The 17,567-nt window shown below is 42.8% G+C and carries 16 protein-coding genes and 1 CRISPR repeat array; of the genes, 8 read left to right on the top strand and 8 right to left on the bottom strand.

Annotated features, from left to right (window positions below):
• Positions 1–123: 123 nt before the first annotated feature.
• On the bottom strand, positions 124–651 hold the full coding sequence (locus BIW53_RS20135) for a lipocalin family protein (protein ID WP_070993801.1): 528 nt from the start codon (positions 649–651) through the stop codon (positions 124–126).
• 99 nt (positions 652–750) lie between these two features.
• Here BIW53_RS20135 and BIW53_RS20130 point away from each other — a divergent pair, with 99 nt between their 5' ends.
• Genes BIW53_RS20130 through BIW53_RS20120 form a run of 3 tightly spaced genes read left to right on the top strand, consistent with a single transcriptional unit; the run spans position 751 to position 2,167 of the window.
• Positions 751–1,203 carry a YaiI/YqxD family protein gene (locus BIW53_RS20130; protein WP_070993800.1) on the top strand — a complete coding sequence of 151 codons (453 nt, stop codon included), beginning with the start codon at positions 751–753 and terminating at the stop codon, positions 1,201–1,203.
• Positions 1,200–1,727, top strand: a complete 528-nt coding sequence (locus tag BIW53_RS20125; RefSeq protein WP_070993799.1) for a DUF6942 family protein — start codon at positions 1,200–1,202, stop codon at positions 1,725–1,727. Before BIW53_RS20130 ends, BIW53_RS20125 begins: the two co-directional genes overlap by 4 nt.
• 56 nt (positions 1,728–1,783) lie before the next feature.
• Positions 1,784–2,167, top strand: a complete 384-nt coding sequence (locus BIW53_RS20120; RefSeq protein ID WP_070993798.1) for a response regulator — start codon at positions 1,784–1,786, stop codon at positions 2,165–2,167.
• Here the strand turns inward: BIW53_RS20120 and BIW53_RS20115 are convergent.
• From BIW53_RS20115 to BIW53_RS20100, 4 genes are read right to left on the bottom strand one after another with little or no spacing between them, the layout of a single operon-like run.
• Positions 2,139–2,804, bottom strand: a complete 666-nt coding sequence (locus tag BIW53_RS20115; RefSeq protein ID WP_070993797.1) for a class I SAM-dependent methyltransferase — start codon at positions 2,802–2,804, stop codon at positions 2,139–2,141. The genes BIW53_RS20120 and BIW53_RS20115 overlap by 29 nt on opposite strands.
• Positions 2,804–6,466, bottom strand: coding sequence for an SbcC/MukB-like Walker B domain-containing protein (locus BIW53_RS20110; RefSeq protein ID WP_070993796.1), 3,663 nt, complete (start codon positions 6,464–6,466; stop codon positions 2,804–2,806). The genes BIW53_RS20115 and BIW53_RS20110 overlap by 1 nt, the downstream gene beginning before the upstream one ends.
• On the bottom strand, positions 6,463–7,680 hold the full coding sequence (locus BIW53_RS20105) for an exonuclease SbcCD subunit D C-terminal domain-containing protein (protein ID WP_070993795.1): 1,218 nt from the start codon (positions 7,678–7,680) through the stop codon (positions 6,463–6,465). The genes BIW53_RS20110 and BIW53_RS20105 overlap by 4 nt, the downstream gene beginning before the upstream one ends.
• A 54-nt stretch (positions 7,681–7,734) precedes the next feature.
• Positions 7,735–7,974, bottom strand: coding sequence for a hypothetical protein (locus BIW53_RS20100; protein WP_070993794.1), 240 nt, complete (start codon positions 7,972–7,974; stop codon positions 7,735–7,737).
• Positions 7,975–8,439: 465 nt separating this feature from the next.
• Here BIW53_RS20100 and BIW53_RS20095 point away from each other — a divergent pair, with 465 nt between their 5' ends.
• The 3 genes from BIW53_RS20095 (at position 8,440) to BIW53_RS20085 (ending at position 10,340) form a co-directional block, all read left to right on the top strand.
• On the top strand, positions 8,440–9,078 hold the full coding sequence (locus BIW53_RS20095) for an HAD family hydrolase (protein WP_415839077.1): 639 nt from the start codon (positions 8,440–8,442) through the stop codon (positions 9,076–9,078).
• A gap of 99 nt (positions 9,079–9,177) precedes the next feature.
• Positions 9,178–9,903 carry a YebC/PmpR family DNA-binding transcriptional regulator gene (locus BIW53_RS20090; protein ID WP_070993793.1) on the top strand — a complete coding sequence of 242 codons (726 nt, stop codon included), beginning with the start codon at positions 9,178–9,180 and terminating at the stop codon, positions 9,901–9,903.
• Between the two features lie 89 nt (positions 9,904–9,992).
• A complete protein-coding gene (locus BIW53_RS20085) occupies positions 9,993–10,340 on the top strand; it encodes a cupin domain-containing protein (protein ID WP_070993792.1) in 348 nt (115 codons plus the stop codon).
• On the opposite strand, the gene BIW53_RS20080 is transcribed toward BIW53_RS20085, so the two are convergent.
• Together BIW53_RS20080 and BIW53_RS20075 are read right to left on the bottom strand one after the other, a co-directional pair.
• Positions 10,341–11,072, bottom strand: a complete 732-nt coding sequence (locus BIW53_RS20080) for a 5-oxoprolinase subunit PxpA (protein ID WP_070993791.1) — start codon at positions 11,070–11,072, stop codon at positions 10,341–10,343.
• A 10-nt stretch (positions 11,073–11,082) separates the two neighbouring features.
• Positions 11,083–12,870 (bottom strand): glycoside hydrolase family 3 protein, encoded by a 1,788-nt coding sequence (locus tag BIW53_RS20075; RefSeq protein WP_070993883.1) that lies wholly within the window; start codon positions 12,868–12,870, stop codon positions 11,083–11,085.
• 609 nt (positions 12,871–13,479) lie between these two features.
• Between BIW53_RS20075 and BIW53_RS20070 the strand changes: the two genes are divergently transcribed.
• Entirely contained in the window at positions 13,480–14,286 is an 807-nt protein-coding gene (locus BIW53_RS20070) for a hypothetical protein (protein ID WP_245699498.1), read from the top strand.
• A gap of 35 nt (positions 14,287–14,321) precedes the next feature.
• On the opposite strand, the gene BIW53_RS20065 is transcribed toward BIW53_RS20070, so the two are convergent.
• Complete coding sequence (locus tag BIW53_RS20065) at positions 14,322–14,747, bottom strand: DoxX family protein (RefSeq protein WP_070993789.1); 426 nt, start codon at positions 14,745–14,747, stop codon at positions 14,322–14,324.
• A gap of 215 nt (positions 14,748–14,962) precedes the next feature.
• Here BIW53_RS20065 and BIW53_RS20055 point away from each other — a divergent pair, with 215 nt between their 5' ends.
• The gene (locus BIW53_RS20055) at positions 14,963–15,832 is read left to right on the top strand and encodes an AraC family transcriptional regulator (protein ID WP_070993787.1); all 870 of its coding nucleotides are present in this window, start codon (positions 14,963–14,965) and stop codon (positions 15,830–15,832) included.
• 248 nt (positions 15,833–16,080) lie between these two features.
• Positions 16,081–17,189: direct repeats of the CRISPR family, unit length 28 nt; unit sequence GTTCACCGCCACACAGGCGGCTCAGAAA.
• Positions 17,190–17,567: the final 378 nt, after the last annotated feature.

Below are 17,567 nucleotides of genomic sequence, written 5' to 3'. Positions count from 1 at the left end.
TATGTGTTACAGGTGCCTGACAGTAATGTTAAATTTTTCAGACAGTTATGATGCAAAGCGCGGCTAGATCGAAAAGCAATGTCATCAAACTGTAAAGGGGCTTTACAATCACAAAGTGAATTATCATTGCACTTCATTATGTTGAACATAGATTAGTTGCTCTACATCGAAACCGTATTGTTGCGCAGTATGAACAAAGTCTGCAATGATAGCTTTATCGAGCGTTGGCGTACGTGAAAGCAGCCATAAATAATCTTTGTTGTAACTTGTAATGTAGGCGTACTGGTACTGTTCCTTATCTAGCTTAAAAATGACGTACGAGCCGTAAAAAGGGCCGAAGAATGAGACCTTGAGGTGCCCTGTCGTTTCATCACCCACAAACTTTGCTTTGCCCTCAGCCAGTTGCCATGACCGTTGCTGTTTATCATAGCCACGATTAATGACTTTCACTGTACCATCATCATTTATCGAGTAGTTTGCACTGATGTTGTTTAAACCTCGTTCAAAGCTGTGATCCAGCCGCGCTATCTCGTACCATTTTCCCTGGTATTTTTGTAGCTCGAAGTTGTTCACAGGCTTGATACCTTGGGGTAACCCTGTACAGGCAGTTAGTAAAAATAGTAGCGTGGCGCATAAAATTGACGCTTTCATTTATGTTCCTAAGTATTTTATCCAAATAATAGTAGGTTACGCGAAGAAGAACCGTTAAGATCATTCTTATACTAAGTTTTAGATTAGGTAACCAATACCATGAAAATTTGGGTTGATGCAGACGCCTGTCCTGCAGTGATAAAAGAAATTATCTTCCGTGCGGCTGAACGTACTAAAACAATAACCACCTTGGTCGCTAACCATTCGATGCGTGTACCTGCTACACAGTATGTTAGTTTGTTACAAGTGAGTAAGGGGTTTGATATTGCGGATAATGAAATCGTCAAGCGTATACAAAAGGGCGATGTTGTCATCACCGCAGATATACCACTCGCAGCAGAAGTCGTGGAACAAGGAGTGCTGGCAATCAATCCTCGGGGTGAGGAATACACGATACACAATATTAAATCTATATTAAATATGCGAGACTTCATGGATACGATGCGTAGCAGCGGCGTTGAAATGAGCGGTGGACCAGCCAAGCTCTCCAGCGCAGACAAACAGGCTTTTGGTAACGCGCTAGACCGCATACTTACAAAAGCCAGGTCATGAAAATACTAACTCGTGGCTTTGGGGCAAGCTCTGGTTTGATAGCTATTTATATCGAGCATTGCCCTCCTATGCTTGAATATAAAAATCTGACTGAAGTTCAACCGCTTAGCCTAGGAGAGGTAGCCATGATCAATCAGGCCTCTGGGAATGGTTGGCGAAAAATTTTCAATGTGTATGCGAAAATACTGGGTCAGCTAGAGCATTCAGATCATAATTATACTAACTATGATAGCTGGCAATCATATCGCGATGAGTGCTTACTGCAAAGTCATAGTCAAGAAGCGCTACTGTTTTCGGTCCCTGATTTGTCAGCAAATCAGTATCGCTATCATGTTATTGCTGGAAGAACATACGCTAAAAGGTTATTTAGAGATCATATTTTTACTAACTCATTGGTGTGGCTGGATGAGGAGTTTGCTGTTGATAATAATCATCGTGTGGTGGTGTGTCCATTTCTAGATTACAGGCAATTGAGCAATATTAAAATCAATAAACTATGCGATATTCTACGAGGATTGAACTAATCTAAAATTAAATCACCGAGATACATTTAGGCCTATTCAAGGACAGAGGTATCAATATGAAAATTCTCGTTGTAGATGATATGCCATTGATGCGCCATGTAATGATAAACATGTTACGTCGTTTGGAATATGAAGACATCGTTGAAGCGACAGATGGCAAGCATGCCTTAAAGCTACTTAACACTCATCATTTTGATTTATTAATAACAGATTTAAATATGCCTAAAGTGAATGGCAAAATGCTTATCGACAAAGTTCGCAAAGAACTAAGTCTATCTCATTTGGCAATTCTTGTTGTTACCTGTGATGATAATAAAGAAACTGTGCTCAATCTGATCTCTGCAAAAATTGACGGTTTGATGGTCAAACCGTTTAATCTACAAACCTTGCAAAAGCAACTTCGTTACGTTGCTATTCGGCACGACAAACAATCCCTGTAAAACCGAGCGCTTTGAAGTAGCTGTGAGGTGAACCAAAGCCGCTTTGTGCAAGTAATTCAGCTAAGCGCATTCTGTCCAACGCGAAGAATTCATGCTGCAGGTTATGGCGCATACGTTGCTCACCAACCTCGGTCAAGCCAAGCTCTCTACACGCCACAAGTTGCGATTCACGTTCAAATTCGGTTTCAGGCGCCATGAGGTCGGCTAAAAACAGTGGCGCGCGACTAGGTAATTGCGCTCGAATAGTTTTTAGTAGTGCTTGTTTATCTCCGTTGTCTGGCAAGAAATGCATGACCAAAAGGCATATTGCAGCATCAACATGACCCAAGTTAGAGTCAAGTTCGCCACAGACAATAGAGACTCTGGAGCTTAGACCTAAGTTAGTAAAATTTTGATCTGCTATCGCAAGCATATCGGCTGAAATATCTTGTGCAATAAAACGCCAGTGTGGGTTAAGCTGTGCCAGAGCCAAAATATCTTTGCCTGTGCCAGCTCCTATCACAAGTATCGTTGCTTCGTCTGGTAGCAGTGTTTTCAACTGGGCTGCGGTGAGTTCATGCAGTAATTCGTAGCCGGGGATGAGTCTAGTTATGCGTTGCTCGTAGCTTTTTGCTTCATCAGCTTGAAAATTTGGCATTAGATCTGTCCTTTAATTTGAATGCTTGAGTAGCCACCCGGTTGTTTTTTAACGTGAATTTGAGTCGCTACTCGTTCGGTCATTTCGCTGACGTGAGAGATCACACCCACCTTACGCCCTTGAGCTTGTAATGAGTCTAACGCATCCAATGCAACACTTAAAGTTTCCGGGTCTAATGTTCCAAATCCTTCATCTATGAACAGTGAACTGATCTGTACTTTATTGGCTGACAAGGACGCCAATCCTAGCGCCAGAGCTAATGATACCAAAAATGATTCCCCTCCAGAGAGGGTGTTCACTGAGCGTTGCTCATCGGCCATGTCTTTGTCAATAATCGCAATATTGAGTGAATGTCCGATAATGCTCAGTCGATATCGTTTGGATAGGCTGCTGAGGTGTTGGTTGGCGTATTGCAACAGAATTTTTAAGGTTTGCGTCTGGGCTACGTTACGTAGTTTTTTACCAGTTGCGTCACCGAGGAGTTTATCTAACAAATGCCAGTGTTCGTACTGTGCTTGCAAGCGTGATAGCTCGTTTTGCTGCACTTGCCTGTTTGCTACATTCTGCTCATGTTGCTTCAATTGTGTATTGTTATCGAGCCAGTGTGCCTGTACTTGCTCGATTTGCAGATTGAGATCGGCTTGCAATTGCGCTAGCTGATCGAGTGATTCTGTTGTTCTGGCTTGCGCTTGATGTTGCTCAATCTCTTCATGAAGGTGGTTGAGTCTAGCGAGTGCTTGTGTGTGTTGCAGGTGCAGTTGCTGGCTATTTTTCAAGATATGTTCGTATTGCTTAAATGGTACCGCGAGCAATTCTGCCACAGTGGCAGCGTTAAGTTCACTATGTTGCTGGCGCTGTGTTGCTAACCACTCATCAAAACGCTGTTCTACGGAAATTTGTTGTGCTTGGTTATCCGCAAGTTGGTTTTTTAGATGCTCTAGTTGAATATGTTGTTGGCGCGCAGCCTGTTCTAGCTGTGTCAGCGTATTCTTATGTGCTGTCCATTTTGAGTTGCAATGCTCACATTCAGATTGCAGCTCATTAAACCATTCATCGGCGCTACGAGTAAGTGGCAGTATGACTTTGCGCTGAGAATCAAGCTCATCCAGGGTATTGTGCAATTGTGTTACTACGCTTTGCTGCTGTGTCAAAGTTTGTTGCAGTTTGCCTTGGTGTTGTTCATTGTTACGCTGCTGTGCGTCTAGTTGTTGCTGCGTATTTTGTAGCTGAGCTAAAGTCTCTTGCCATTTGGCAAATTCATTAACTTTACTGGTAAGTGACTGTATGGCACTGTGCATGTTTTGCTCATACTGTTGCCACCATGTATTGTCTGAGTAATGCTGTTGAGCCTTGTGTTTTAATTGAGCTATGGTATTTCTAGCATCGTTTTGCTGCTGTGTATTGGCGTCAAGAGCAGCACTTAGACTCTGAATTTTTTGCTGTATCTCACTATGTTGAGTTTGGCATTGTGTCAGTTCGTGCTGATATGTTTGTAATTGTTGCCAAAGCTGTTGTTGAGTTTTGCTCAGTTCACTATAACGGTTGAGTTTGTCTTCTATCTCTTCTAAACGTTGCTGACTCACGTCGATATCAACATACTCTTCAAATCCCAGCTCTTTTAGGGAATTGCTTATTTTTGCATGCTGCTCTTGTAATTGCGACTTACGCTGCAAAGAGACTTGTAACTGAGTATTGACCTGTTCATTTGCAATTACTTGATCGTTGTGGCGCTGCTGTGCCTGAGTTAGCGCCTGTTCTGCTTTTTGTTGTTGCTCAGAAAAGTCGGCAATCAAGTTTTGCCAATGGCTATCTATGTGATCAACTCCATAGGGATGCTCTGTCGCACCACAGACCATACACTCCTGCCCTGTTTTAAGTTGGGCACGTAGAGCACTGACTTTTTCACTGGCACGTAGTTGTACTTGAGTGACGTTTTCTTGTGTGAGTAGTGCTCTTTGTTTTTGTAAATCTACTTGTTTTTCAGTATCTTTCAGTTGAAGCTGTAAAGTATGATGTTGGTGACGGTACTTATCAATATTAGCGGCTAATTGTAACTGCTCATGGTCATTTTTTTGTCCATCCAGTGAGAGCTGCAACGCTGACTTCAAACTGTAACTTTGCTTTTGCAGTGCTTCATAGTCCAATGTTGCCAACTGTTTTTGCAGCCTGTCTAACTGCTCCTGTAAAGCCGTATGGTTGCTCTGTTGGTTTTGTATTTTCGCCGTCAAAGGAGCAAGCTTTAACTCCAATTTAGAGCGCTCGTCATACTGCTGATTATAATTATTTTTTAGGTTTTCTATGTGCTCTGTCGATTGACTAATATTGTCGAAAGTACTTTCAAGGTAAGACCAATTATCTAACGCTCTTTTTAATGTAGCGTGTTGTTCAAGCTGCTTTAACTGCTCGTTTTGTGTTTGTTGGTTGTCTTTTAATAGCTTGTCTGTTTGCTTTATTTGCTCAAGGAGCTCCTGCAACTGCTGTTCGGTAATTGCAAGTTGCTTTTTATTGTCTTCAAGTTGTTGCGCGTTGGCATATCGTTTGTTATCAAGTGTTCTGACTAGCTTGATATCTGGTTCGTGGTTTTTTAGTTTTTCCTGGGCTGCTCGTTGTGAGCGCTCAGACTCAGCAACCAAAGCTTGTTGTACTTCTAATTGGTGTTGGTAGTCTTGCTTTATCAGCTCGTCGTATTGATGTGTCAGCTTTTCGTGTTGGCTAACGAGTGTGCTTGCTTGTTGCCGGTTATCGGCGATTTGCTGAGTAAGCTGTGCAAGCTGTGCTTGCTCGATCTTAGCTGCTTGTTGCTGTATGTCAGATTCTAAATCTTGTAGTTGCTGCTGATAGTGTTGCAGCTTGAGTTGGTACTGCTCTTTTTGGGTAAGCCATTGTATATCTTGCTGATACTGTGTGCTTTGTGCTTTTAACTGAGTAAGCTGACCGTTCAGTGTGGTAATTGTGTCTTTAAGAGAAGCTAATTCTTCATCGGATAAAATGTGATAATTGGCAAGCGAATTCTGTAGTTGCTCAAGTTGGCTTTTTTTCTCTTTGTGATGCTCAAAAATTGCCTGTCCAAGTCGACTGAACTTATCAGTTCCTGTCAAACACTCTAGCAGCTGTGCCCGTTCATCAGCACTTGCTTTTAAGAAAGCGGCAAATTCATGCTGAGCAAGCAATACGGCGCGTGTAAACTGTTCAAAGTTTAGCCCTATCAATTGCTCTATCTTGTTGACGGTGGCGCTGCTAGATTGTGTGAGTTGTGACTCGTCTGCTACTTTAAATAAAATGTGCTCTGGTCTTTTAAGCTTACCATCTGTTTTTTTTCTCGCCCGCTCGATCTTCCAGCGTGCAAGGTAGCGCTCTCCATCCTGACCAACAAATTGCACCTCAGCTTGCCCATGTGCGCATCCTCTGCGTAATAAGTTTCTGGGGTCATTGAGCTTAATATCGTCGCCATTAAACTCTACGGTGTTTTTTAAGTCATTTCTCAATCTTGCAGTTTTTCCATAAAGCGCCAAACAGATACCGTCAAGTAATGTACTTTTTCCTGCCCCAGTATCACCGGTGATAGCAAAAAGCCCACTGTGGCTCAATGGTGCTTGTTCAAAATCAACAGCGGCCTTAGTTAAAGATGCAAGGTTGCTAATGGTGATATTCAGTAATTTCATGTGTTTGGCTCTTCATCCATAGAGTTGATCACGTGTGCTAGACAATCCTTTAACGCATCTGGAACGGGTTCGTTGGCATCTACTTGTTGTGCAAATGCCAGAGCAAGTAAAGTCATTGGATCAAGTTGTTCAACTTGACCTAAATCTGTAAAAACCTCATTTTGTTGATGAGCTTGTTCACTTACCCGTTCTATACCACAGAATAATATGGGTTTATCTTTTAGTGCCTCATCGATAATGGCCCTAAATTGACTGTTGGTTTCACTGCTTTTCATACGTAGACGGACATAGCTAGGAGGTGTATTAGGGTCAAATTTAAGTTCATTGATCATGTCACACAAACTATTTAAGTCTGCGCCTCCACGCTCTGGAAGCAGCACCACATTTTGATGGCGTGGCACGTAAAGGGGGTTTACAGAGCTCAGCTGCTTGCCGTCAAATTCAGCTACTAAAACTTGGTGCTGATAGTTACGTTCAGAAAACGACATTGGGAGTGGGGTACCGCTATAGCGGATATGTTCGCTTTTGGCTACAGTTTGGGCCTTGTGCAAGTGCCCAAGAGCCACGTAGTCTGCATGTTGACTAAAAATATTTGCATTTATCGATTCAAACCCACCAATTGAGATATTGCGTTCAGAGTCACTTGAAATATCACCACCTTTGGCATGCAAATGGCCCATCAGAATGAGTGGTTCTTGTTCTGTAAGTGGGTTTGCTAATAGCGATTCTATAGCCTGATTGTAGGCTTCAGCAACGGCACTTTGATAGCTTATGTCGCTGGTCATTGAAATATCTGAAACTCGCAGAAATGGCATTGCAACAACATGAGCGGTCCCGTTTTTGGTTGCTATAGTCTTGATCACTTGCTCGGGAGCTTGTCTATCAAAACGACCTACCACATGAGTATCAAATAGTTGTAATAAAGGCTTGGCTGTTTCAATACGGTTTGCTGAATCATGATTGCCTGCAATTATGACAACATGTAAATCAGGACATGCGTGTTTTGCTTGCTTTATAAAAGTGTAGAGCTGCTGTTCGGCACTGGCAGGTGGTGTGGCCGTATGGTAAATGTCTCCCGCGATTAGCAGCAGATCGATATTCTGCGATGCTAATGTATCAACAAGCCAATCTAAAAAAGCCTGTTGCTCATCGGTGCGACTGTGCTCATAAAACTGTTGGCCTAGGTGCCAATCAGATGTATGCAATACTTTCATTCAGCGTTTCCTTGACGATAGAAACACTAATATAACATTGCCAGAGCTATTTGGTCAGCGGCTTATTTGCATCCAAGCAAAAAGAATTATAGGTAAAACAAGCAATAACAATACGGCAGGTGTTTTAAATGCCTTGACTTGCTTGGCTTGAAGCGCTTTCAAAGCTGATTTTTCATTACATGCCGCCACTTTATCGACATAAAAGTAGCCGTCATCTAAATACTCTTTGCAATTTTGCTCATCCGCAGGAATGGCAACAAGCTTCTCTTGTTTTTTCAGGATGTAAAAATCCATACTGCTCACCACATTTCTATTGCTAAACGGGTTCATTTATACGAGCAAAACTGGGGCCAACTTTTTATGGCATTTTTGCACGAAATAAAAAAGTGCGGGATTTTAAAGACAATTTCGATCAAATATCAACTATTAATTGAGGTTTTTTTATTTATTTACAAAATAGACACAATAATTTTGAAAAATGGCGAGTTGGCACGGTATTTTATTGCCATATTTAGTACTTATTCGAATTTGCGCATAGTCTATTTTTTATTGTTCTAAGATGAAAAGTGATTTTGCGCGTTACTTGAAGGATAATGTGTCTTTTGGACGCTAACAAACTAGGACCATTTTGTTTTGTTAGGTGCAATAAGGGGGATTCTCATCTAAGCAACAGCACTGATAAATCATTAGTGCAGCGCTTTGCAAGATGGCTATTCGTAACCTATGGTTTAATTACATTCGCCGATAATGGCAGGGATTATGATGTTACAGCTTAATGCACAGGCGTGCTCACAAAGTAGTGTAATGATACAACAGCAAATTAAAGGTGTGATATTTGATTTAGATGGCACATTAGTTAGCTCTGAATTGGATTTTCAGCTGATCAAAGCACAGGTAGGGTGCCCTCGAGATCTGGATTTGCTAGATTTTATCTCCCAACTCCCCTCACCATACATGCGTCAAGAAGCAATGAACATTGTACATCAGCATGAAATGCTCGATGCGCATAACGCGCAATTGATGCCGGGGGTTGCTAAGTGTCTTGAGCAACTCACTTTGATGCAAATACCTATGGCGATAGTAACTCGTAACTTTGGTCGCGCTGCGAAATTAAAGTTGAGTCAATGCAATGTGCCTATTTCGCTGATGCTAACCCGAGATGATGCCCCAGCTAAACCAAACCCAAGCGGTTTGCTACATATCGCAAAACAGTGGCATTTTACACCTAATCACTGCATGTATGTTGGAGATTATCTTTACGACATTCAAGCAGCCCATAATGCTAAAATGCGCTCTTGCCTTTATGCGCCGCACGAGATACCTCATTATGCCAGTCAGGCACATCATATATTGCATTCGTTTGATGATTTACCACAGCTTATAAAAGCTTTCGGTTAAGTAACCGAAGACAAAGCCCATCAAACGCTAGCCCAATGGCGAGAGTCTTGTTAAAATCTCGCCAATTTAATTTATTTAATCTATAAAACGAGAATTAAGATGGGCAGAGCATTTGAAGTCCGCAAGAACGCCATGGCAAAAACGGCGGCGGCAAAAACCAAAGTAAACTCAAAATATGGTAAAGAAATTTACGTTGTAGCGAAAAATGGCGGCCCTGACCCTGAAACAAACTTGTCTTTACGCCGTTTGATTGATAAAGCTAAGAAAGATCAGGTTCCAGCACACGTTATTGATAAGGCGGTTGAAAAAGCAGCCGGTGGTGCAGGTGAAGACTATGCCGCGGCTCGTTATGAGGGTTATGGACCAGGCAACTGTATGGTTATCGTGGATTGCTTAACTGACAACCCAAACCGTACTATTAAAGATGTACGTCTTCCATTTACTAAAACCGACTCAAAAATTGGTAGCCCAGGCTGTGTTGCGCACATGTTTGATCACCTAGCCATTTTAGGTTTTGATGGCGATGACGATGAAGCTGTTCTTGAAGCTCTAATGATGGCTGATGTTGATGTTACTGACGTTGAAGTAGAAGACGGTAAGGTCTCTGTATTTGCACCTCATACAGAATACTACAAAGCAAAAACGGCACTTACAGAAGCTTTTGAAGGCATTAACTTTGAAGTTGACGAAATTACTTTCGTGCCACAAACACATGTTGAAATCACAGATGCTGATGACATTGCTAACTTTGAAAAGTTCATGGGCATGTTAGAAGACTGTGATGACGTACAAAACGTTTATCATAATGCCATCGTGAAAAACTAAATTATCAATGGTAATTTTAAGCCGAGCTTTATGCTCGGTTTTTTATTGTCTGTAATAAGTTTAATCATTCAATGGTGGTGGAAAGTATTATGAGTAAAGTCGTGAGCACTGATAATTCTGAGCATTATCAGTGGGGTGAAGTCTGTGATGGTTGGCACTTAGCTGCAACATCTGGCTTGAGTGTGATCCAAGAGCGGGTGCCTGCAGGAGCTCAAGAAGTAAGGCATTTTCATCATTTTTCAGAGCAGTTCTTTTATATTTTACAAGGACAGGCGCAACTAGAAGTGGCTGGTAAGGTGTTGAGTCTCACAGCGGGGCAGGGGGTGCATGTTAGTGCCAATACGCCACATCAACTAAAAAATGTCTCATCAGAAATATTGAACATACTGGTTATTTCAACCCCTCCGAGCCATGGAGATCGTGTAATTTTAGAGTAGTTATGTTCTAGTTAGTAAAATACTGATCTCTTTGACGAGCGCGATACTGGCTTCATTGTCACCATGTACACACAGCGTATCAGCTTTTAGTGGTAGTTGCTTACCCGTGTTGGTTGTAACTGAGCCCTGTTCAACTAACTGTTTTACCTGTGCCATCAGCGCAGGTTTGCCATGTACGGCATTTGGTTGGCTGCGTGGCGTCAATAATCCCTTATCTGTATAAAGCCTGTCAGCAAATGCTTCAAACATAAGGTTAACACCATATTCGTTGGCAAGGTTTTGATGCTCTTCTTGTTTTGCAGTAGCCAAAATCATGAGCTTTAATGGTTTGGGGTAATGGGCGATTGTTTGGATCACGCTTTGCAAGATGGATTCATCTGCCATCATGTCATTGTAAAGTGCGCCATGGGGTTTAACATAACTGACTGATAGTCCTTGGCATTGTGCCATGCCATCCAAAGCCGCGATTTGATAATGCAAAGTATTTTTGAGGGTTTGCGGCGAGAGTTTCATAGAGCGACGTCCAAAGCCTTGCAGATCTGGGTAACTCGGGTGAGCGCCTATGGTGACACTATGTTGTTTGGCCAGCTCGAGTGTTTTGGCTATGATGTCTGGGTCTCCACCATGAAAACCACAGGCGATATTGGCACAGTCAATAACGGCCATAGCCTGCTCATCCAAGCCCATAGTCCAAGCGCCGAAGCTTTCACCTAAATCACAGTTTAACAGCATCTATCTTATCCTATTTTATCGTTACTGGCAGTGTACCATGAGCTTGCGCTTGGCCTAATATCACCTGTGCTAGCGCGGTAAATGCGGGGCCCGCAACGCGGTTGCTATTATCTACATCAATATTATAAGCATAGCTTGCCAGCACAGCATCGCTGTAGGGCGAAAATTGAGAGATTTCATATGGAGCTCGTAGGCTAATAAACAGCGTTTGTTTTTGCTGCTTTTTCGCATACTTCAAAAGTGCTTTGAGCGCGCTGGGCTGCTCTTGACGAGATAGAGCGAACTCTTCTAGTTTACTAACATCTTCCATACCGCCAATTTCAACCGCACTTTGTTGCGGACTCGCATGTGCGCCTATCACCCAATCGGCTTGCTTAATAGCTGCATGGGCAATCTTGGGATCAAAGCCTTGCAAGCTACTACAACTAATTTGTAAAGGGGCTTTACTATATAGTTCAAGCGCTTGGCGCATTGCCTCACACTTGCGCTGATCAGGCATAATAATATGTACTTTGCTGTTAACTTTGATATCAACCGGTAACAGATCTGAATTTTTTACTTGTGTGATTGCCGCTAATGCAAGCTCTGCTTCTAACTTTCTATGACTAGGGTTACCCAGTGTTGCGCGCGCAATACTGGCTGAAACCTTGGTTTTTTTGTTGAAAAAACGCTTTTTTAGTTCATAAATACGCTGCGCCGATAGTGCTACCTCATGCTCATTCAGCTGTCCTTGGTTGACGGCTTTGGTGAGAGTTTGCAAGAGCTTTTCTAATTTTCCGATATCACTGGGGGTGCGAATGGTAATAGGCATTAGCGCAATATCGACTCCGGCTTTGAAAGTTTCGAGTACAGCGGAATTGGCGTCAAAAAAATCGCTGATACCTGCCATGTCTAATGCATCAGTGATGATCACTCCTTGGTAGCCTAATTTATCGCGCAGCAGGTCATGCATAATTTTACGCGACATAGTGGCAGGTTTGAGCATGTGTTTACCATGTTTGTTTTCCAGCGTGCTGTTATCGAGCGCAGGGTATTGAATATGCGCCGTCATGATCATGCCCGGTGGGTTGGTTTTGATCACCGCTTGAAAGGGCGCTAAATCATTTTGCCAAATAACCTTTTCATTGTGCTCTACACGTGGCAGGCCTGTGTGGCTGTCGACGTGAGTATCACCGTGGCCTGGGAAATGTTTGAGTGCGGAGATCACTCGCTGCTGTTCAAATGCTTTAACTTGAGCTGCACCTAATTTGGCAACCACATTTGGGTCTTCTGAAAACGAGCGCACGTTAATCACTGGGTTTTCGGCATTCATGTTTACATCAACGGTTGGCGCAAAATTAACGTTAATTCCAAGACTCGTTAGCTCTTTGGCGATGGCCGTTGCTACTGAGCTTGCGTAGTGAGTATCGTGTTTAGGGTAAGTCGCACCTATGCTCATATTGCCAGTAAATGAAGTGGCCTGTTCGCGATTAATGCGTGCCACGCGTCCACCTTCTTGGTCAATGGCAATAAGTAGTGGTTGAGGGTGTTTAGCTTTGTGCGCGGCACTTTGTAGTTGATTGTTTAAGTTGACTATTTGCTCTATGTCTTGGGTGTTTTCAGAGAATAAAATCACACCCCCAATGTGATACTTACTTATTACATCGGCAAGCTCTGAGGGGAGGGTTGTCATTGGTGAGCGACATGTTTCACTGTTCCCTTGTTGGCAAAAATAGCGAAAATCAAGCATGAGCTTTTGGCCCAACTGCACCTCAAGAGGGAGCTGTGAGCCAGCAAGTGATGTGTTACTTAGTGTCATCGTGAAAATAATACCCAGTGGTTTTAAGAGCTTAAAAAGCGCCATAAAATAAATACAAAGTGATTGTTATTATGGTGGCTAATTTAGCATTAACCTAAGGTGATTGATAACTTCTACGTTCAATTTGTCTTTGCTTGGTCCATGGGTAAGGTCAAAGTAGCGCAGTATTTTGGCTGGTCTGGTTTATCAAAGTAGGGCTTCAACCTTGGCATCAACACTGGCGATGCATACTATGGCGTACTTTTTTGGTTGGTACTGTTGTTATAAGTATTCTTAATATTGAGCGTTAAATAGTGGACTCTGGGCCATTAGTTAAATCATTGAAAAATTTAAATTATATTTATTTTCAAAACTAAAATCCCAAATGTGGGATTGAAACTGAGGTTCATCCCAAAAATGAGGCGCGGCTAAACTAAAAGGGGAGCAGCAGTTAACAGGTTGCCATATTGAGCTGAATTAATCAGAAAGTCGCACAGTAAAGTTATATACTGAAAGTAACAAAACAACCAAGCGCAAGGATACCGAGTGCATTACATTGTTTTATGCTGCTGTGTTTTATTGGTTTTTGTAGGGACCTTGGCCAACGCTGCTGATGTGGTGCGATATAACATGGCAGAGTATATACACGACCCAAAGCAAGCTTATTATATTTCGTTGTTACACTTGGCTATGGAAAAAAGCACCGCCAAGTACGGCGACTTTGAACTCAAGGCGTTAATGCTCAATGATGTGCCTCAAGGTCGAACTTTAGATTTACTTGCCAATCAAGACATTATTGATGTGCACTGGAGCATGACCTCAATTGGGCGTGAGCAGCAGCTCGGTGTGGTATATATTCCACTATTGCGTGGGCTTATGGGCGCGCGATTATTTTTGATCCACCAAGATGATGCCAATAAGTTTGCCAAACTAAAGAACCCAATGCATTTGTTAAACTATTCGGTGGGCAGTGGGGTAGATTGGCCTGATACCAAAATTTATGAAAAAAATGGTTTTGATGTTGCGACATCAGATACCTCTCATTTGCATGACATGCTAGAGCAACGGCGTTTTGAGCTATTCCCAAGGGCGCTACATGAACCTTGGGGAGAAATTGAACAAAGGCCTTTGCTGATAGTTGAACCGAACTTTGCGATGTGTTACCCCGCGGCCATGTATTTTTTTGTGAATCCTCAAAATGATAGATTAAGAAAGCGGATCACCGAGGGGTTAGATCAGGCTATTAATGATGGCAGCTTTGAGCGCTTGTTTTTTTCAAATGTGATCATTGCTGCAGCGTTGCAAAAAAGTAGCTTTACCAAACGTAAGGTGCTTAAAATTCCTAATCCATACATAAGTATCAGAACACGTGATACGCTCAATACGAAGCGCTATATATGGCAACCATTACAGCACTGCGTAACACCTAACATGTAAAATTAGGTGTTACGTTTGCTCGACTAAAAAGAGTGTTAATTATTCGATTTATTAGTAATGACTTGGTCTACACTCCACTGACCCGCCCCATGTGCAGCCAGTACTAAAAACCCTCCCGCCATTGCAATGTTTTTAAAGAACATAATAAACTGCATTTGATCTGCGAAGTTAGCATGAAACAAAATGGCGCTGACAACACAAAACAGCGCTAGTGCCAAAGCGGTAATTTGGTTTAAAAGTCCAATGAGAATAAATAAGCCCCCAATGACTTCTAGCGCGATAACGAGTGGCAGTAGCTCACCAGGCAAACCAACAGAAGCCATATATTGCGCACTGCCATCATATTGTTGAATTTTGTTTAAGCCAGCCATAATGAAAATGGCTGATAGACCAAAACGAGCTAGTAGCACAGAAACATTGGCAAACAGAGTATTGTTTGTAAGTGGGTTAATCATGTTCATAGTAATTCCTCATAACATTAAGTTCAAAAACCAGCATAGGCTGACCGATGAAGCTAGTTTATATTCTTACTACAAGATTAAAATTATTGTATTTAGAAGTTTTCATTCGCTTTTTAAGAACGAAAGCCAATCTGACCGTAATAGCGCAATTTCAATCAAGACAAGTATAGCTGCCTTATTCACACTAACGGCTTTGATTTTTAGGGATTAAATAAATGGACCACAAAGGTACACTAGAAAATCGCATTCAAAGAGTATGCGACTATATTAATCATCATCTTGATAGACAGTTAGACTTAACACAGCTCAGTGAGGTAGCGGCCCTTTCTAGGTATCATTTTCATCGCGTGTTTTTGGCTTATACAGGAGTGAGTGTAATTAAGTTTTTGCAGTTGGCTCGGTTAAAGCGGGCCTCTTTTGAGCTAGCGTTTGAACTTGATATGAAAATTATCGACATAGCATTAGCGGCACAATTTGATAGCAGTGAAGCGTTCTCACGAGCGTTTAAACGTACCTTTTCGCAAACGCCAAGTCAGTTTAGACAAAACCCTGATTGGCCAAACTGGTATCAAGTATATGAGTTTACTTTACCCAGCTGTAATAACTCACTAGAGGTATCAATAGTCGAGTTTGCACACACTCCTATTGCGTATTTAACTCATTGTGGAGACCCACAACGCGTGTACGAAAGTGCAGGCCAGTTTGTTGCTTGGCGAAGACAAAGCCAATGTTCACCCATAGCCCATTGTCGCACCTTTGGTATTCCTAACGGCGACCCAAATACCATGGAGGAATCAGCTTTTCGATTTAAAATATGCGGCTCACTGCGTCATAACAGCACAACCATTCCAGACAATGAATTTGGCGTAAAAGCCGGAGCGATCCCCGCAATGCGCTGCGCAAAAGCCACCCACTTTGGCAGCCATGATAACTTAGAAAAAACCATTTATGCTTTGTATGAGCAATGGCTACCGCAAAACCAAGAGCAACTTGGCGACCATCCAGTGTTCTTTGAGTATCTAAACCTCATTCACGAAGTGGATGAATGCGACCTACGCACCGATGTGTATTTGCCTCTGGTGTAAACTCTGTGCAGGGCGAATCGGTTGATAGGTGTAAATGGGGATTACAGTTGGTTTTTCGAAGTGTGCAACCAATGCGTGACTATGGCAATATAAAGCAAAAGTTGATCAGGTATGATATACCATACTTTGTTGCCCCTCATTAATGCTCTTTAAAATCAATAAACTAAAGAACCGAAGAAAAATAAGGTATTTTTCTTAAATTGGCTATAACTTGTTTATTTCTTGAGTTTTTTAGCTAATATTCTATTGTTCACCGCCACACAGGCGGCTCAGAAAAAACGAATAAAGTTCGCCATTTGATACGTAATGTTCACCGCCACACAGGCGGCTCAGAAAGTATAAATGGCCCAAGTAGGCACACCCTTGCTGTTCACCGCCACACAGGCGGCTCAGAAATTTATTACCTAAAGGAGTCTCCGCTACCAAAAGTTCACCGCCACACAGGCGGCTCAGAAATTTGTGATTTCTCTTGCCATAACCGGCGGAACGTTCACCGCCACACAGGCGGCTCAGAAAACATGAAGTTTTCAATGGAAGTGAGAGGTTTGGTTCACCGCCACACAGGCGGCTCAGAAAAAGTTAATTTTGAGGGTGGTGAGCCGCCCAAAGTTCACCGCCACACAGGCGGCTCAGAAAGTAAACAACTGACCAACCGTTTCCGTCACCGTGTTCACCGCCACACAGGCGGCTCAGAAAACAATGTAGTTGGGTGGGTGGTAACGGCCCCAGTTCACCGCCACACAGGCGGCTCAGAAAGTTATTTTGAGTAATACCGATGATTGCATATTGTTCACCGCCACACAGGCGGCTCAGAAATGGCCCTGCAATGATGTAGATTTTGCCAATGCGTTCACCGCCACACAGGCGGCTCAGAAATGCGGGGCAGGCAATCAAACATTGAATACCAGGTTCACCGCCACACAGGCGGCTCAGAAATCGATGGGACTATCGCAAGATAAAGCGGTACAGTTCACCGCCACACAGGCGGCTCAGAAAACATTTGTAAGGGTCTAGAGGCCGCGTAACTAGTTCACCGCCACACAGGCGGCTCAGAAAATCAGTGATCAGCTTGGCTAAGCCTTCAATCAGTTCACCGCCACACAGGCGGCTCAGAAACCATACTTGAACGTAGATATGGCTGGTTGTTTGTTCACCGCCACACAGGCGGCTCAGAAATCTGCTTCTAGCTCAATAGCAAGACAAGTTACGTTCACCGCCACACAGGCGGCTCAGAAAAGATACAGGGGATCTTATTGCTGATTGCGGTAAGTTCACCGCCACACAGGCGGCTCAGAAAAATCTTCAATGTCATTCATTGGGTCATATGTCGTTCACCGCCACACAGGCGGCTCAGAAAACACCACTGTCATCCTGACGAAGGTCAGGATCTTGTGCCAGTTTTATCGCAATGTGCAAATGGACCCTGAAACAAGTTCAGGGTGACAGTTTGATTTAGAATGTCTGGATATAGGTACAGGCGGCTCAGAAAACACCACTGTCATCCTGACGAAGGTCAGGATCTTGTGCCAGTTTTATCGCAATGTGCAGATGGACCCTGAAACAAGTTCAGGGTGACGGTTTGATTTAGAATGTCTGGATATAGGCACAGGCGGCTCAGAAAACACCACTGTCATCCTGACGAAGGTCAGGATCTTGTGTCAGCTTTATCGCGATGTGCAGATGGACCCTGAAACAAGTTCAGGGTGACGGTTTGATTTAGAATGTCTGGATATAG

Source organism: Pseudoalteromonas byunsanensis (assembly GCF_001854475.1).
Lineage (GTDB): Bacteria > Pseudomonadota > Gammaproteobacteria > Enterobacterales > Alteromonadaceae > Pseudoalteromonas > Pseudoalteromonas byunsanensis.
Note: the sequence above shows the minus strand (reverse complement) of the source record. Positions and strands in the feature narration are given on the sequence as shown.

Bases quoted from the DNA above. Each gene is read 5' to 3' on its own strand.
- BIW53_RS20135 (WP_070993801.1), bottom strand. From the start codon at position 651: ATGAAAGCGTCAATTTTATGCGCCACGCTACTATTTTTACTAACTGCC.
- BIW53_RS20130 (WP_070993800.1), top strand. From the start codon at position 751: ATGAAAATTTGGGTTGATGCAGACGCCTGTCCTGCAGTGATAAAAGAA.
- BIW53_RS20125 (WP_070993799.1), top strand. From the start codon at position 1,200: ATGAAAATACTAACTCGTGGCTTTGGGGCAAGCTCTGGTTTGATAGCT.
- BIW53_RS20120 (WP_070993798.1), top strand. From the start codon at position 1,784: ATGAAAATTCTCGTTGTAGATGATATGCCATTGATGCGCCATGTAATG.
- BIW53_RS20115 (WP_070993797.1), bottom strand. From the start codon at position 2,804: ATGCCAAATTTTCAAGCTGATGAAGCAAAAAGCTACGAGCAACGCATA.
- BIW53_RS20110 (WP_070993796.1), bottom strand. From the start codon at position 6,466: ATGAAATTACTGAATATCACCATTAGCAACCTTGCATCTTTAACTAAG.
- BIW53_RS20105 (WP_070993795.1), bottom strand. From the start codon at position 7,680: ATGAAAGTATTGCATACATCTGATTGGCACCTAGGCCAACAGTTTTAT.
- BIW53_RS20100 (WP_070993794.1), bottom strand. From the start codon at position 7,974: ATGGATTTTTACATCCTGAAAAAACAAGAGAAGCTTGTTGCCATTCCT.
- BIW53_RS20095 (WP_415839077.1), top strand. From the start codon at position 8,440: ATGATGTTACAGCTTAATGCACAGGCGTGCTCACAAAGTAGTGTAATG.
- BIW53_RS20090 (WP_070993793.1), top strand. From the start codon at position 9,178: ATGGGCAGAGCATTTGAAGTCCGCAAGAACGCCATGGCAAAAACGGCG.
- BIW53_RS20085 (WP_070993792.1), top strand. From the start codon at position 9,993: ATGAGTAAAGTCGTGAGCACTGATAATTCTGAGCATTATCAGTGGGGT.
- BIW53_RS20080 (WP_070993791.1), bottom strand. From the start codon at position 11,072: ATGCTGTTAAACTGTGATTTAGGTGAAAGCTTCGGCGCTTGGACTATG.
- BIW53_RS20075 (WP_070993883.1), bottom strand. From the start codon at position 12,870: ATGACACTAAGTAACACATCACTTGCTGGCTCACAGCTCCCTCTTGAG.
- BIW53_RS20070 (WP_245699498.1), top strand. From the start codon at position 13,480: ATGGCAGAGTATATACACGACCCAAAGCAAGCTTATTATATTTCGTTG.
- BIW53_RS20065 (WP_070993789.1), bottom strand. From the start codon at position 14,747: ATGAACATGATTAACCCACTTACAAACAATACTCTGTTTGCCAATGTT.
- BIW53_RS20055 (WP_070993787.1), top strand. From the start codon at position 14,963: ATGGACCACAAAGGTACACTAGAAAATCGCATTCAAAGAGTATGCGAC.